The 13,972-nt window shown below is 65.0% G+C and carries 9 protein-coding genes and 1 pseudogene; 5 read left to right on the forward strand and 5 right to left on the reverse strand.

The features are described 5' to 3' along the window. The coding region (locus JZZ72_RS26620) for a GNAT family N-acetyltransferase (protein ID WP_210015428.1) at window positions 1-427 on the reverse strand (427 nt) is incomplete at its 3' end. 203 nt (window positions 428-630) lie between these two features. On the opposite strand from JZZ72_RS26620, the gene JZZ72_RS26625 reads away from it, so the two are divergent. The 3 genes and pseudogenes from JZZ72_RS26625 (at window position 631) to JZZ72_RS26635 (ending at window position 3,919) form a co-directional block, all read left to right on the forward strand. After that, complete coding sequence (locus JZZ72_RS26625; protein WP_058541731.1) at window positions 631-2,121, forward strand: YifB family Mg chelatase-like AAA ATPase; 1,491 nt, start codon at window positions 631-633, stop codon at window positions 2,119-2,121. 100 nt (window positions 2,122-2,221) lie between these two features. Next, window positions 2,222-2,323, forward strand: a pseudogene (locus JZZ72_RS28395) (hypothetical protein); the annotation flags it as partial. A 204-nt stretch (window positions 2,324-2,527) separates the two neighbouring features. Next, window positions 2,528-3,919, forward strand: a complete 1,392-nt coding sequence (locus JZZ72_RS26635; protein ID WP_210015429.1) for a PAAR domain-containing protein — start codon at window positions 2,528-2,530, stop codon at window positions 3,917-3,919. Between the two features lie 484 nt (window positions 3,920-4,403). On the opposite strand, the gene JZZ72_RS26640 is transcribed toward JZZ72_RS26635, so the two are convergent. From JZZ72_RS26640 to amaB, 4 genes are all read right to left on the reverse strand, one after another. Beyond that, window positions 4,404-6,218: a M48 family metalloprotease gene (locus tag JZZ72_RS26640; RefSeq protein WP_058541728.1), complete on the reverse strand. Its 1,815-nt coding sequence runs from the start codon at window positions 6,216-6,218 to the stop codon at window positions 4,404-4,406. A 5-nt stretch (window positions 6,219-6,223) separates the two neighbouring features. Then, the gene (locus tag JZZ72_RS26645) at window positions 6,224-8,224 is read right to left on the reverse strand and encodes a DUF4034 domain-containing protein (protein WP_043863345.1); all 2,001 of its coding nucleotides are present in this window, start codon (window positions 8,222-8,224) and stop codon (window positions 6,224-6,226) included. A gap of 245 nt (window positions 8,225-8,469) precedes the next feature. Continuing rightward, window positions 8,470-9,756 carry an L-pipecolate oxidase gene (amaA, locus tag JZZ72_RS26650; protein ID WP_058541726.1) on the reverse strand — a complete coding sequence of 429 codons (1,287 nt, stop codon included), beginning with the start codon at window positions 9,754-9,756 and terminating at the stop codon, window positions 8,470-8,472. 112 nt (window positions 9,757-9,868) lie between these two features. After that, on the reverse strand, window positions 9,869-11,356 hold the full coding sequence (gene amaB / locus JZZ72_RS26655; protein WP_210015430.1) for an L-piperidine-6-carboxylate dehydrogenase: 1,488 nt from the start codon (window positions 11,354-11,356) through the stop codon (window positions 9,869-9,871). A gap of 139 nt (window positions 11,357-11,495) precedes the next feature. Between amaB and JZZ72_RS26660 the strand changes: the two genes are divergently transcribed. Both JZZ72_RS26660 and hglS read left to right on the forward strand, forming a co-directional pair. Further along, the gene (locus JZZ72_RS26660) at window positions 11,496-12,395 is read left to right on the forward strand and encodes a LysR family transcriptional regulator (protein WP_043863342.1); all 900 of its coding nucleotides are present in this window, start codon (window positions 11,496-11,498) and stop codon (window positions 12,393-12,395) included. Window positions 12,396-12,490: 95 nt separating this feature from the next. Continuing rightward, window positions 12,491-13,891, forward strand: a complete 1,401-nt coding sequence (gene hglS, locus JZZ72_RS26665) for a 2-oxoadipate dioxygenase/decarboxylase HglS (RefSeq protein ID WP_196932041.1) — start codon at window positions 12,491-12,493, stop codon at window positions 13,889-13,891. The last annotated feature ends 81 nt before the right edge of the window (window positions 13,892-13,972 follow it).

Here is a 13,972-nt window from a genome sequence, read left to right on the forward strand (position 1 = left end):
CATACCGCACATCCCCCTCCTCCAACTGCGCCACCACCTCCCACCCCAAGCGGCGATAGAAGCCATTGGCACGCACGCCGTCGCGGCCATCGGTTTCGAGCCAGATGCGTGAATGCAGGGCAAACAGCGCGGCCTCGGCCTCGACCATCAGTTGGCGGGCCAGCCCCTGCCCTTCGAATGCAGGTTTGACGAACAGCGCGAACACGCAGGCGTCTTCCAGATCGACCATGGCAAACGCCGCCGGCATGCCCTCGACTTCCGCCAGCCAGGCGCACGGGGCGGCCGCGATGGCCTCGGCCAGGCTGGCCGGGGTGATACCCAGCGCCAGCATCTGTTCGCGAGACAGATGGTTCTGCACGACGCTGGTGCGGATCTCGAAAAGCGCCTCGATATCGGCGGTAGTGGCGGGTCGGATGAACGACTGCATGACAGACTCCTGTCTGGTTGTGCCCTTGTTGGAGCCGGTGTTGCCGGCGAAGGCTGCACCGGGGCGCCGTGATCTTGAACAGCGCCCCTGGCCCCGTCAACCGCTGCAAAACCTCGACTCACTCTCCCCCGCGCACCCTGCGCGCGCACCACTATCCTTGCCCCAGCCGCAGGACGCGGCATTGTCCCGATCATGGAGTGTGCATGTCCCTCGCCCTTGTCCACAGCCGCGCCCAGGTGGGCGTGCTGGCCCCTGCGGTCACCATCGAAGCGCACCTGGCCAACGGCCTGCCCAACCTGACCCTGGTCGGCCTGCCCGAAGCCACGGTGAAGGAAAGCAAGGACCGTGTGCGCAGCGCCATCCTCAACTCCGGCCTGGAGTTCCCCGCGCGGCGCATCACCCTCAACCTCGCCCCCGCCGACCTGCCCAAGGATGGCGGACGCTTCGACCTGGCAATAGCCCTGGGCATCCTGGCCGCCAACGGGCAGATGCCGATCGCCTCGCTGCACGCGGTGGAGTGCCTGGGCGAGTTGGCGCTGTCGGGGGCGGTGCGCTGCGTGCAGGGCGTGCTGCCTGCCGCCCTTGCCGCCCGCGAAGCCGGGCGCGCCCTGGCGGTGCCACGGGAGAATGCCGAGGAGGCCTGCCTGGCTTCGGGCCTGGTGGTGTACGCCGTAGACCACCTGCTGGAACTGGTCGCGCACCTCAACGGCCAGCAGCCCCTCGAACCCTACAAGGCCAACGGCCTGGTCCTGCACAGCCAGCCCTACCCCGACCTCAACGAGGTGCAGGGCCAGCTTGCCGCCAAGCGTGCCCTGCTGATCGCAGCGGCCGGGGCCCACAACCTGCTGTTCAGCGGGCCACCCGGCACCGGCAAGACCCTGCTCGCCAGCCGCCTGCCCGGCCTGCTGCCACCGCTGAACGAGCGCGAAGCGCTGGAGGTGGCGGCCATCCAGTCGGTCGCCAGCCCGCTGCCGCTCAACAGCTGGCCGCAGCGTCCGTTTCGCCACCCGCATCACTCGGCGTCGGGGGCCGCACTGGTCGGCGGTGGCAGCCGCCCGCAACCCGGCGAGATCACCCTGGCCCACCATGGCGTGCTGTTTCTGGATGAGTTGCCGGAGTTCGAGCGGCGCGTGCTGGAAGTGCTGCGCGAGCCCCTGGAATCGGGCGAAATCGTGATCGCCCGGGCCAAGGACAAGATCCGCTTCCCGGCCCGCTTCCAACTGGTGGCAGCGATGAACCCCTGCCCCTGCGGCTACCATGGCGACCCCACCGGTCGCTGCCGATGCAGCAGTGACCAGATCCAGCGCTACCGCAACAAGCTCTCCGGCCCGTTGCTTGATCGCATCGACCTGCACCTGACCGTCGCCCGTGAAGCCACGGCGCTCTCGCACTGCACCGACAACGGCCCCGCCAGTGCCCACATCGCAGGGCAGGTGGCTGCCGCACGCGAACGACAACAACAGCGCCAGGGCTGTGCCAACGCCTTTCTCGAGCTGCCCGGCCTGCGCCAGCACTGCGCGCTGTCCACTGACGATCAGCACTGGCTGGAAACCGCGTGCGAACGACTAACCTTGTCGCTACGGGCCGCGCACCGCCTGCTCAAGGTGGCACGTACACTGGCCGATCTGGAACAGGCCGCACACATTGCGCGCGTGCACCTGGCCGAGGCCCTGCAATACCGCCCCGGGCCTTAGGTGCCTTGACGCCCATTGGTTTGTGCAATGCCGGGCGCAGCCTCATCATGCGCCCTCACTGTTCAACGCTGCCGCCGTAGCAGCCCCCTGGAACCGAGCGATGCCACACGAAGGCAGCCTTTTGCAAACAGCCGTCATCTTCCTGCTTGCCGCGGTCATTGCGGTGCCCCTGGCCAAGCGTTTGCAACTGGGCGCCGTGATCGCCCCGGATACCAGCCACGGCGACAGCCTGGCACACCTGATTACGTCCAAATCCTAAAATCACGCAGGACCTTTCCTTACCGTTCCAAGCCGGGAAAATCCGGGATAAGCAACTGCTAAGTTGCGCTCTTCCCAGCTTGCGACACCCACTCATGACCAAGAAAAACGTTCTCCTTTCCCATTGCTTCCATTGCGCGGGTGAATCATGAGCCAGCGCATGAATATCTTCGGCAAGGGCCAAGGTCTGGACGGAGATCTCACCAGTACAGGTGCAATCTGCATAGCCAGTCATGCGCGCGGCCAGGTGCACGACATCCCTTGGCTACTTGAAGGCGACAGGACCACACCCTGCCCTCACTGCGGTGCAGAAGGCACGATCATCGAGGGTGAATCGCGCTGGCGACAGGACGGCCTCAGCACAGCCGTGGATGGCTCACTGGTTCAGTGCAAATGTCCGCTGGGCAGCAACTATGTCATTGCACCGCTACATCAAGGGCCTGCCATCAGGAGCAGCATTCCACTCCAGCCTAGCGCATCGACGCTCGGATTTGAGTCGACTCCCTCACCACGACAAGCAGTCAGCACAATGACAACATTCGCGCAGCCCAGACTGGAGCCGGGCTTTCATATTGTCCAGCACAGCCAGTCATTCAATCAGGTGCTGCATGGGCTGGCTGACCCGCAGAGGCACCTGGCCATTCGTCTGCAGCGTCTCAACCCAACCTTTGAGAACGGCTTCAAGGCAGGGGAAATCTTTGTCATCGGTGATCCAGGAAGTGCACAGATGTGTACGCGTGAGGAACTGCATCTGATGGAAGCGGCAGAACTGGCGCGAGATAGTCTTGCCGGTCTGAGCCCCGATGAGGCCGATTTCATGATGAGGCACCAGGCCGAAATCGCAGGATTACTAAGTGACGTGAGTCTGTCGATGGGGGTGGCCCAGGCCATGATGGCGAGGTCATTCGAAGACCTGAAGAATACACTGCATCAGGTCGAGCTCTTGCATCAGCAGCAATTCTCCAAGCATGGCCATTTGAAAAGCCCACAGTTCTTCGCTTCCCGTAAAGAACTTTTCAAGCGAATGGAAGCGCAGTTGCGGATAGCCTTCCTCAACAAACCGATGAACCTGGGCAGCCATGACACCTTGCGCAGAGGCCTTGGAATATCGAGCAGGAGTCTGGTGCATCATTGGAGCAAAGCGGGCGTCCCAGGACAAATTCCGGGATATGCAACGCACCTGGAGAAGGTGGCAAGGATGTCAACGTACCTGAAGACCGGCGGGCACATCGGCGTAGTGATAGGTGCTGCTTCTTCGTACTTCAAGATTCGAGAGGCGTGCATGGCTGGAGAAACCAAGGCGTGTAAAAAGATACGCTTCACCGAGGCTGGCAGTTTCTTGGGAGGGCTTAGTTTTGGTTCACTGGGGGGCGCCGCTGCAAACAGGGTTTTCGCGGTAGGTTGCTTGAGTTTAGGACCGGTGAGTGCGACCGTTTGTAGTGTCGCCATCGTCGGTGCAGGGGCTTTAGCAGGGAGTCTGGGTGGTATGTCAGGTGGTGAATGGCTAGGGGAAGTTATCTATGAGCACGCCCAGCCATGATGGCCTTCTGGGAGTCCCACTGGGCGCTGGCGTTTATGTTAACCCCCTGCTTCTTGGGGATCGGGGGCCTCTTGTCAGAGGTACAACTTGCCCATTCTCGACATTTTTCAAGTTTGCTTCACGCCTTTCGGCGCAGTGACTGTCTGCCCAGATTCTTGCAGATATGGGGAACACACGGCTTCATTTCTCGATGCATGATCGTATCAGGACTCAGCGGGATCATGTTGTATGCAAGACGCTCCATCAAACGAGGGCAGCTGGATCCGAAGGACTTTCATGAATTCCCTCTTGCGCTCAAAAGGCGCCTGACTATTACCTCATGGCTGATCATCATTGGGTTTGCCTGGTTCATGTTTGGCGTAGGCCTGCTCAACTTGAGCAAGCCGTAACGGACGGTAAACCGCCGGCTCCCCAAGCCCCTGACGCAAAAACAGGCAAGTGTTGAAGAGCAGGCAATAAGGCATTTACCAATCGAATCTAAGCACTACAGCAACGCGCTCAAGCGCAGCTGCGACGCCTGCGAGCAGAACACCAGCCGCGCATCCCCGGCCGACATCACCACGGGCACCAGGTCCAGGCGAATGCGCGGCAGCAGGCGGTTGAGCATCTGCTGGCAATCCCGGCGCAGGTAGCTGTCTTCGCCGGTCAGGCGACTGACCAGGCGGAAAGTCAGCGAGTCCCGCGCCAGTACCAGCAAAATGTAGCGCCGTGTGCCGGTCTCGCGCAGCAGCCACACGCCGGTCGCCAGTTTCAGCAGCGGCGTGAGCGTCTCGATCAGCTTGTTGCGCTCCACGGGCACCAGGTCGTGGGGCACCCACTCGCCGTCTTCACCGTCATCGTCGCTATCGGCACGCTGCAGGGCATCGGCCTCGCGCCGATAGTGCTCGGCCGCGCCGCGGTCATCGCTGCGCAGGGCCAGCACGCTGAGCTTGCGCAGGCTGTACAGCTGCAACGGCCCGCGCTGCTCGGCCACCTGCCGCCACAGTGCTGCTGCGGCGTCCGGGCGCCCGGCCTGGGCATGACACTCGGCCAGCTGATAGCGCACCGCCGCGTCCGGCGCCTGCTGCAGTGCATCTTCCAGCAAACGCAGCGCCTCATCGCCCGCCTCGCCAAGGGTGCGGTACAGCCAGGCCAGCCGGGCAATCTCGTGGCCCGACAGCGCACGGATACGCCGTTTACGCTGCAGGTCGTGCTGCTCGGCCACCAATGCCTCGCGCTCGTCACGGGCGCGCTGGCAATGCCGGGCATTGTCATCGGCCTGCTGTTCGTCCAGGCGCTGCGCCAATGGCAGGTGCTGCTCACCCAGCCAGGCCTGCGCCGCGCTGGGCTGGCTGCGCTGCCACACCAGTGCCGCGTCGGGCTGATCGGGTGCCCCTCCCAGCGCCGCCAGGCGGTCGGCCAGCGCCGGGTGGGTATCGCTGTCGTCGGTCTCGTTGCACAGTGCGCCATGCAGCCAGCTGCGGGCCTCGGCAATGTCCTGCGGCAGGCTCGGCGCACCGCTGCGGGCCAGGTCGGTCAATGGCGTGGCGCTGCCGGCAAGAAACACCTTGGGCCAGAACGCCTGCTCCAGTGCCCGCCCCTGCAAGGCCAGGCCGACCAGCGCCTCGCGCATCGCCTCGACCCCGCCTACCCGCGCCGCCTCGGCGTCGGCCTGGTACTCGCAGCGCCGCGCAAAATCCATGCTCACGGCCAGAAAACGCGGCACGTACCAGCCCACGAACAGACGCAGCGGCGCGCTCGACAACGAGCGATGGCGCTCCAGCCGCTCGCTCGCCGCCTGCCATTGCAGCCGTGCGAAATACACGCGGCTGGCATAGCGGCCATGACGCTGGGCGATGTGCGCGCACTCATGCGCCAGGATCGCCGCGCAGGCCCGTGGCGACAGTGTGTCGAGCAAGGGCAGGCCCAGCCACATCACGTTGCGCGTCCTGCGAAACAGCACGTGGTGCTGGCGGATACTGGCGTTGAAGTCGTCGTTCAGGTACACCGCATCCAGCGCAGGCGCGCCGAGTGCCAGGCGCAACCGCTCGATTTCCTCGAACAGCTGCGGCGCGTCCACTGCCTGCAGGGCGATGCCGTCCTCGCTGGAATCGGCACGCGTCGCAAAGGGCAGCTTGAGCATGCTGTAGCCGAACATGCCCGCTGGCAGGGTCACGAACCCGGCCAGCAGCCCCGCAGCACCGGGCAGCCACATGCACATCGCCAGCGGCAGCGCGCACAGGGCCAGCCCGCCCACCAGCAGAAAGCCGTTGCCCAGCAGCAGCCAGGCACGAAGTCGCAACCGTTGCAGTGCGGCCATGGGCGTTACTGCGCCGGCTTGGGCGGCAGGTCGTCGGCGCCGACCTTGCCACGCCCCAGGAACGCACCGAACACGCTGGTGACACTCTTGAGCAGGCTGTGGGAGTTGAGCACCTCGTACTGGACTTCTTGGATGCCTTCGTTGTCGGGCAACTGGGTCACGGCATGCTGCGCCCACTCGATGGCAGCGAAGCGGCTTTGCTGAACGCCCTGCCCGCGCAGGTAGGCCAGTGCGATCTCGGCACTGGTACGCGCCGAGACCCAGTCATCGTCACAGTCGACCAGCGAACGCAGGTACTTCACGCCGGTTTCCTGCTCTTCGGCAGTGCCGAAGTCGCGCAGCAGGATGCCGATGCGGATGCGCGCGCGCTGTTCTGCCCGCGACGATTGGCGGGCGCCTTCGAACAGGCGCAGCACCTCGTCGAGGTTGGCACGCACACGCATGTCCAGCTCGTCGTCGAAGAGCTTTTTCCAGGCCAGGTTGAACATGCTCTGCGGGCAGCCGTCCTGGGCACCGCGTTCCAGCCAGCGCAGGCTTTCGCCCTCGTCCACATAGCGTTGCGGGGCCTCTTCACGGGCACCGGTGTGTACCTCGTGCAGGAAATAGGCCGCGCCCGGCAGGCCACGCTCGCCCCATTGCACCGCCAGGAAGTAACCCTCGTCGTGGCGCCCACCGTCCCACAGGAATGACGGCAGGCTGACGATGTCCAGGCCCGAGTCCCCCAGGTCGTGTTCGCCCAGCACCCGCGCGCGGTCCAGCAAGGCCGGCACACACTGCGGGTCCTTGTCGAAACCCCACAGGCCGAACTGGTGACCGACAGCCTTGATCGCCACCGGCACGCCCAACTCGTTCATCGCGCACATGCGCTCGACCGCCACCTTGAAGGCACCGGTTTCGTCGGCCATGTTGGCCACCATGGTGAGGTAGACGAAGCTGTGGAACGGCCCCTCGACATGGCGGAAGTACTCGCCTTCGGGGAAGGCCTGCACGCTCGCGACCTGCATCGCCATCGCACGTGGCTGGTTGTCCAGCGAATAGCTGCAGAACTGGCCGAAGTAACCCAGCGCATAACCGCGGTAGGCTGGCAGCAGGTCGCGCTGCAGCCAGGCCTCGAAGTGCTCGAGGTACTCGCGTGCAGCGTTGAATTCCTCCTTGGCGGGATAATCCTCGTGGATGTCGTAGAACGCCAGCCAGCGGATCGCATTGCGCTGCGCCTCGCTCAGCGCGGCGCACAGCGGCCCGCTGGCAAAGCCTTCGATGTCTTCGTAGCTGCCGCCCCAGCGTGGCAACAGGTAGTTGGCATAGTTGAGCAGCGCTTCCAGGCAGTCCGGGCGCCACTCCATCACGCGGTGCAGCCAGTAATCCTGACCCTGGTCCATCTCGTGCGCCTGGCGTTGCGGCAGGCCGGCCGGCAGCGCCGTGGGGGCCTGTTGCAAGGGCGTCAGGCCGTAGTGGGCCAGGTGTTCGACCGCCATCTCCAGCAGTTCGGGGTCCTGGTTGTCGCTGGCCATGCCCTTGGCAGGCTCGCCACCGAACAGCGCGTTCAGCCACGCCGGCTCGTGGAAGTGCGCGCACAGCTCCATCAGGGTGACGCCTGCAGCCACCGGCTGCGGCGAACGTTCGAGCGCCGCCAGCAGGTGCACCGCCGACAGTTCACAGGCCAGCGCCGCGCCCAGCCAGCAGTCGTCGGTCACGCTGTTGGCCCAGCCGTTGCCGCGGATATTGCCGGCGCGGCCATAGCAGTAGTTGCCCAGGAACAGGCGCGGATGGAAGGCATCCGGGCAGGCGGCGACCCACGCCTGCAGAAAGCGTGCGATCTCCGGCGCCGGGGTCACACTGAAGTCGAACAGCGTGCCGGTGCGGGCGGTGTCCAGATAATGGTGGGTGCCAGGCTCGGCGCTGCTCCACTCGGCCTGCAGGGCATCGAAGTAGCTGTTCAACTCGGCGAAGGACTCGGTACGAACCAGGTCACGCAGGTGGAGGCGAATATGGGGAATGTTGTGCAAGTGGCACCCTTCAAGTCCGTTTTAGCGAGCGCGTTCAGCGCAAAGGCGCTCATGATGGCGGCGAAGGCTAAACGACACTACCGATTGGATCCAGTCCAATTGAAAAAATCGCGGGTGTTAATGATTCTCGACCGGGCGCGAGCGGTACGGGGCGTTGAAAATGCGGGCAGGTGGACGGCATGCGGGCAATGCCGAAGGCCATCGACCAGGGCATCCCTGTCGATGGCCGCGCACTGGAGCGGGGGTTACAGCAGCACGCGCAGGCACTGCCCGGCGTGGTACAGCGAAAAGCCGGTTTCGTAGAAGCCGGTGCGCAGCAACGGGGCCGATACCGGTTTCATCGGGGCGAATGGGATCGGCAGTGCATCCGGATCGTCCTGCAGCAGGTACTGTGCGAAGGCCTTGCCGATCACAGTACCGGTGGTGTTGCCACGGCCGTTGTAACCGGTGACCGCAACGATGCCCGGGGCCGGTTCGAACAGGCGCATCAGGTGGTCCGGGGTGAAGTCGATACAGCCGGTCCAGTGCATTTCCCAGTCGACCTTGCCCAGTTGCGGGAAGTAGTGCCCCTGGATGCGGTCGGCCCAGCTGCGCACGAACCACGCCGGCTTGTTGTCGACCCGGCCCATGCTGCCCAGCAGCAGGCGGCCCTGGTCGTCGCGACGGATGCTGCTGAGCACCGTGCGCGTGTCCCACGAGCCCTGGCCGTGCTTGAGCACGTTGTCGGCCGCAGCGCCCTGCAGGGGCTTGGAAGCCACCTGGTAGTAGTAGCCGCGAAAGTACTGCTTCTGCAACGCGGTCCAGTCGCCCTCGGTGTAGGCACCGGTGGAGATCACCACCTTGTCGGCGCTGACCGCGCCCTGGGCAGTCTTCACCAGCCAGGCGCTGCCTTCGCGGGTGAGCCCGGTGACAGCGGACTGTTCGAACACCTGCCCACCCAGACGGCGTACCGCGGCGGCCAGGCCACGGGTGTAGCCCATGGGGTTGATGGTGCCGGCGCGGCGGTCGAGCAACGCGGCGGAAATCTTGTCGGTACCGCAGTATTCCTGGCACTGCGCACCGGTCAGCAGTTCGACGTCGGCACCGCGTCGGCTCCATTGCTGGTGACGCGATTGCAGGTCGGCTACGCCGTTGGCGTTGTGCGCCATGTGCAGGGTGCCTTCGTTGCGTGCCTGGCAGTCGATGCCCAGGCGTTCGATCATGGCGAACACCTCGGCCGGGGCTTCACCCAGTACCTTGTTCAGGCGGCTGCCCTGTTGCTGGCCCAGGGTGGCCTCGACATCGTCGGGGCGGATCCAGGTGCCGGCATTGACCAGCCCGACGTTGCGCCCCGAGCCACCATGGCCGATGACACGGGCTTCGAGCAGCGCGACGGACTTGCCCTGCTCGAGCAGGTTGATGGCCGTGCACAGACCGGTGATACCCCCGCCGATCACGCACACATCGGCCTTGATCTGTGCCGTCAGTGCGGCGGCAGGCGCCGCAGGCGGAGTGACGAACTCCCACAGACATTCTTGACGCAGGTCGGTCATGGCCGCCTCCGTTGGTTGGCCTTGGAACGGGAAGCACCCTTCACCGGCAAGGCCGGCCCCTACACGGTTGCGGTAGGAGCCGGCCTTGCCGGTGAAGGGGCCGACGCGGTTATCAGTCGAACACGATGCCCTGCGCCAGCGGCAGCTCGCGCGAGTAGTTCACGGTGTTGGTCTGACGACGCATGTAGGCCTTCCACGAATCGGAACCCGACTCACGGCCACCGCCGGTCTCTTTCTCGCCACCGAACGCGCCACCGATCTCGGCACCGCTGGTGCCGATGTTGACGTTGGCGATGCCGCAGTCGCTGCCCGCCGCGCTCTGGAAGCGCTCGGCCTCACGCAGGTCGGTGGTGAAGATGCACGAGCTCAGGCCCTGTGGCACTTCGTTGTTCAGGCGCAGCGCTTCGTCGAACTCGTCATAGGCCAGCACGTAGAGAATCGGCGCGAAAGTTTCATGGCGCACCACCTCGCTCTGACCAGGCATCTCGACGATCGCCGGGCTCACGTAGTAGGCATCCGGGTACTGCTGCAACTGGCGCTCGCCGCCGAACACGCTGCCGCCTTCATCACGGGCACGGGCCAGGGAGTCCTGCATGGCGGTGAACGAACCCTTGTCGATCAGCGGGCCGACCAGGTTGTCCTGGCGCGGGTCGCCGATACGTACCTTGGCGTAGGCTGCTTTGACGCGGGCCACCACTTCGTCCTTGATGGAGCGGTGCACGATCAGGCGACGCAGGGTGGTGCAGCGCTGCCCGGCGGTACCCACGGCGCTGAACAGAATGCCGCGCACGGCCAGGTCCAGGTCGGCGCTCGGGGCCAGGATCATTGCGTTGTTGCCACCCAGCTCGAGGATGCTGCGACCGAAGCGTGCCGCCACGCGTGGGCCGACTTCGCGCCCCATGCGGGTGCTGCCGGTGGCGCTTACCAGCGGTACGCGCGGGTCGTCGACCAGTGCCTGGCCGGCGTCGCGGTCGCCGATGATCAGCTGCGCCAGGCCTTGCGGCGCTTCGCCAAAGGCTTTCAGGGCTTTTTCGAACAGCGCCTGGCAGGCCAGTGCGGTCAGCGGGGTCTTTTCCGATGGCTTCCAGATCACGGCGTTGCCGCATACCAGCGCCAGGGTGGTGTTCCACGCCCACACGGCCACCGGGAAGTTGAAGGCGCTGATCACGCCAACCACGCCCAGCGGGTGCCAGGTTTCACGCATGTGGTGGCCCGGGCGCTCGGAGGCGATGGTCAGGCCGTACAGCTGGCGCGACAGGCCGACGGCGAAGTCGCAGATGTCGATCATTTCCTGCACTTCGCCCAGGCCTTCCTGGGTGATCTTGCCGGCTTCGATGGATACCAGTTCGCCCAGTTGCGCCTTGTGCTCACGCAGCACTTCACCAAACAGGCGGATCAGCTCACCGCGACGCGGCGCCGGCACGTTGCGCCAGGCCAGGAAGGCCTGTTCGGCCTGTTCGATCTTGCCCAGTACCTGAGCCTTGGACTCCAGGTGCACCGAGGCAATCGCGCTGCCGTCGATCGGGGTGTGAACGGGATGGTTGCCATGGGTGTAGGCAGAGGCCGGTACACCCAGGCGGTCGAGCAATCCATCAACCATTATTCTTCTCCTGCAAGGCGGTGAGTGGTTGTAATTGGTGATGGGATCAGTATTAATCCGATCACTCTGGCGCTACAAACGACCTTTATTCTGCACATCATTCCGCCAGGTAATGATTCGACGGGTGAGTGATACCGCTATGTCCAAACGTCTGGTGCCGTCGATGGCCGCCCTGCAATGCTTCGAGGCGGCCGCCCGACACCTGAGCTTCACCCGCGCTGCGCAAGAGCTGCACCTGACCCAGAGCGCGGTGAGCAAGCAGGTGGCGCAGCTCGAAGACATGCTGCGCCATCACCTGTTCCTGCGGATCCGCCGACGCCTGCAGCTGACCCCGGCGGGCGCGCTGTACCTGGCCGAGGTGAACAAGATCCTCACCCAGGTCGACATGTCCAGCCGCTACATCCTGTCCTACGGTCAGCAGACCGAAGTGCTCAAGGTGGCCACCCAGCCGAGCTTCGGCGTGCGCTGGCTGATCCCGCACCTGAAGGGCTTCGGCAAGCGCTACCCGAATATACACCTGGATATCTGCAACGAGATGGAGCCTTTCGCCCTGCTGCAGAACACCGCCGACGTGGTGTTCTTCTATGGCCAGGGCACCTGGCCGGGGGCCACGTGCATCGAGCTGTTCGGCGACGAGGTGGTGCCGGTGTGCGCCCCGGAACTGCTGCAGGGGCATACCCTGACCGAGGCCGGCGAGCTGGCCGAGCGCGTGTTGCTGCAAAGCACCTCGCGCCCGGAGGCCTGGCACGAGTGGTTTCTGGAACAGGGCCTGCACTCGGCCAACAGCTACCACGGCCCGCGCTTCGATACCTTCTATATGTGCGTGGGCGCCGCGTTGTCGGGCTGCGGCGTGGCGCTGGTGCCGCGCTATCTGGTGGAGCAGGAACTGGCCGAGGGCAAGCTGGTGATACCGTGGCCCTACGCGATGCGCAGCAGCGGCGCGTACTTTGTGGCGTTCGCCGAGCATGCCGCCGAGGTACCCAAGGTGCGCAGCCTGGTGGAATGGATCCGTGAACAGGCGACCGCGCCGAGGTCCTGAATTACAGGAATGATCCCTCGAATTTTTTTCGCTTGTGCCCGGCCTGCATTCCTCGCTTTCATGTAAGGGTGACTTTTACCACCAGGAAGCTTTCGATGCCCGCTCAAGATTTCGTCAGCCCGGACAGCATTCGCGCGCAGTTTTCCGCGGCCATGTCGCTCATGTACAAGCAGGAGGTGCCGCTCTACGGCACCCTGCTGGAACTGGTGAGCGAGATCAATCAACAGGTGATGACCCAGCAGCCCAAGGTGGCCGAGGCGCTACGCTGGACCGGCGAGATCGAACGCCTGGACCAGGAACGCCACGGCGCCATCCGCGTCGGCACCGCCCAGGAACTGGCGACCATCGGCCGCCTGTTCGCGGTGATGGGCATGTACCCGGTGGGCTACTACGACCTCAGCTCGGCTGGCGTACCGGTGCACTCCACCGCGTTTCGCGCGGTGCACGAGCAGTCGCTGCACATCAGCCCGTTCCGCGTGTTCACTTCGCTGCTGCGCCTGGAGCTGATCGACAACCCGGCCCTGCGCGAGCTGGCCGCATCGATCCTGGCCAAGCGGCAGATCTTCACCCCGCGTGCCTTGCAGCTGATTGCCCAGTTCGAAGCCGACGCAGGCCTGAATGCCGCCGACGCCGAGGCGTTCGTCAATGAAGCACTGCACACCTTCCGCTGGCACCACGACGCGACGGTCACGGCCGAGCAGTACCAGCAACTGCACGACCAGCACCGCCTGATCGCCGATGTGGTGGCCTTCAAGGGCCCGCACATCAACCACCTGACGCCGCGCACCCTGGACATCGATGCGATCCAGGTCGGCATGCCGGCCAAGGGCATTCCGCCCAAGGCCGTGATCGAGGGCCCGCCACCGCGTCGTTGCCCGATCCTGTTGCGTCAGACCAGCTTCAAGGCCTTGCAGGAGCGCGTGGCATTCACCGACCAGCAGGGCAGCGAAGGGGGCAGCCATACCGCACGCTTCGGCGAGATCGAGCAACGCGGCGCGGCGCTGACCCCCAAGGGTCGCGTGCTGTATGACCAGTTGCTGGACGCAGCGCGGACCGACCTGGGCGGCGTGCCGGCCGAGGCCAATGCCGAGCGCTACATGAGCCTGCTGGGCAAGCGTTTCGAAGCCTTCCCGGACGACCTGGCGCAGATGCGCGAGCAGGGGCTGGCGTACTTCCGCTACTTCCCGACCGAAGCCGGCCTGAGTGCCCGCGACCAGGCGCAGCGGCCGACCTCGCTGAGCGCGTTGATCGAAGCCGGGCATGTGCACTTCGAAGCCCTGGTCTACGAGGACTTCCTGCCGGTGAGTGCGGCGGGGATCTTCCAGTCCAACCTGGGCGAAGGCGCGCAGAGCGAGTACGGCAGCAATGCCAACCGCGACGCGTTCGAGCAGGCGCTGGGCAAGTCGGTGCAGGATGAGCTGGCGCTGTATGCCGAGAGCGAGCGGCGCTCGCTGGCAGCGTGTGCGCAGGCGTTGAACCTGCCTGGGCTGATTTAACAGCTTCGCCGGCAAGGTCGGCTCCTACACTGCAGGAGCTGGCCTTGCCGGCGAAGGGGCCCTCAATGCCCCACCTCAAAC

The organism is Pseudomonas palmensis (assembly GCF_017848315.1).
Taxonomy (GTDB): domain Bacteria; phylum Pseudomonadota; class Gammaproteobacteria; order Pseudomonadales; family Pseudomonadaceae; genus Aquipseudomonas; species Aquipseudomonas palmensis.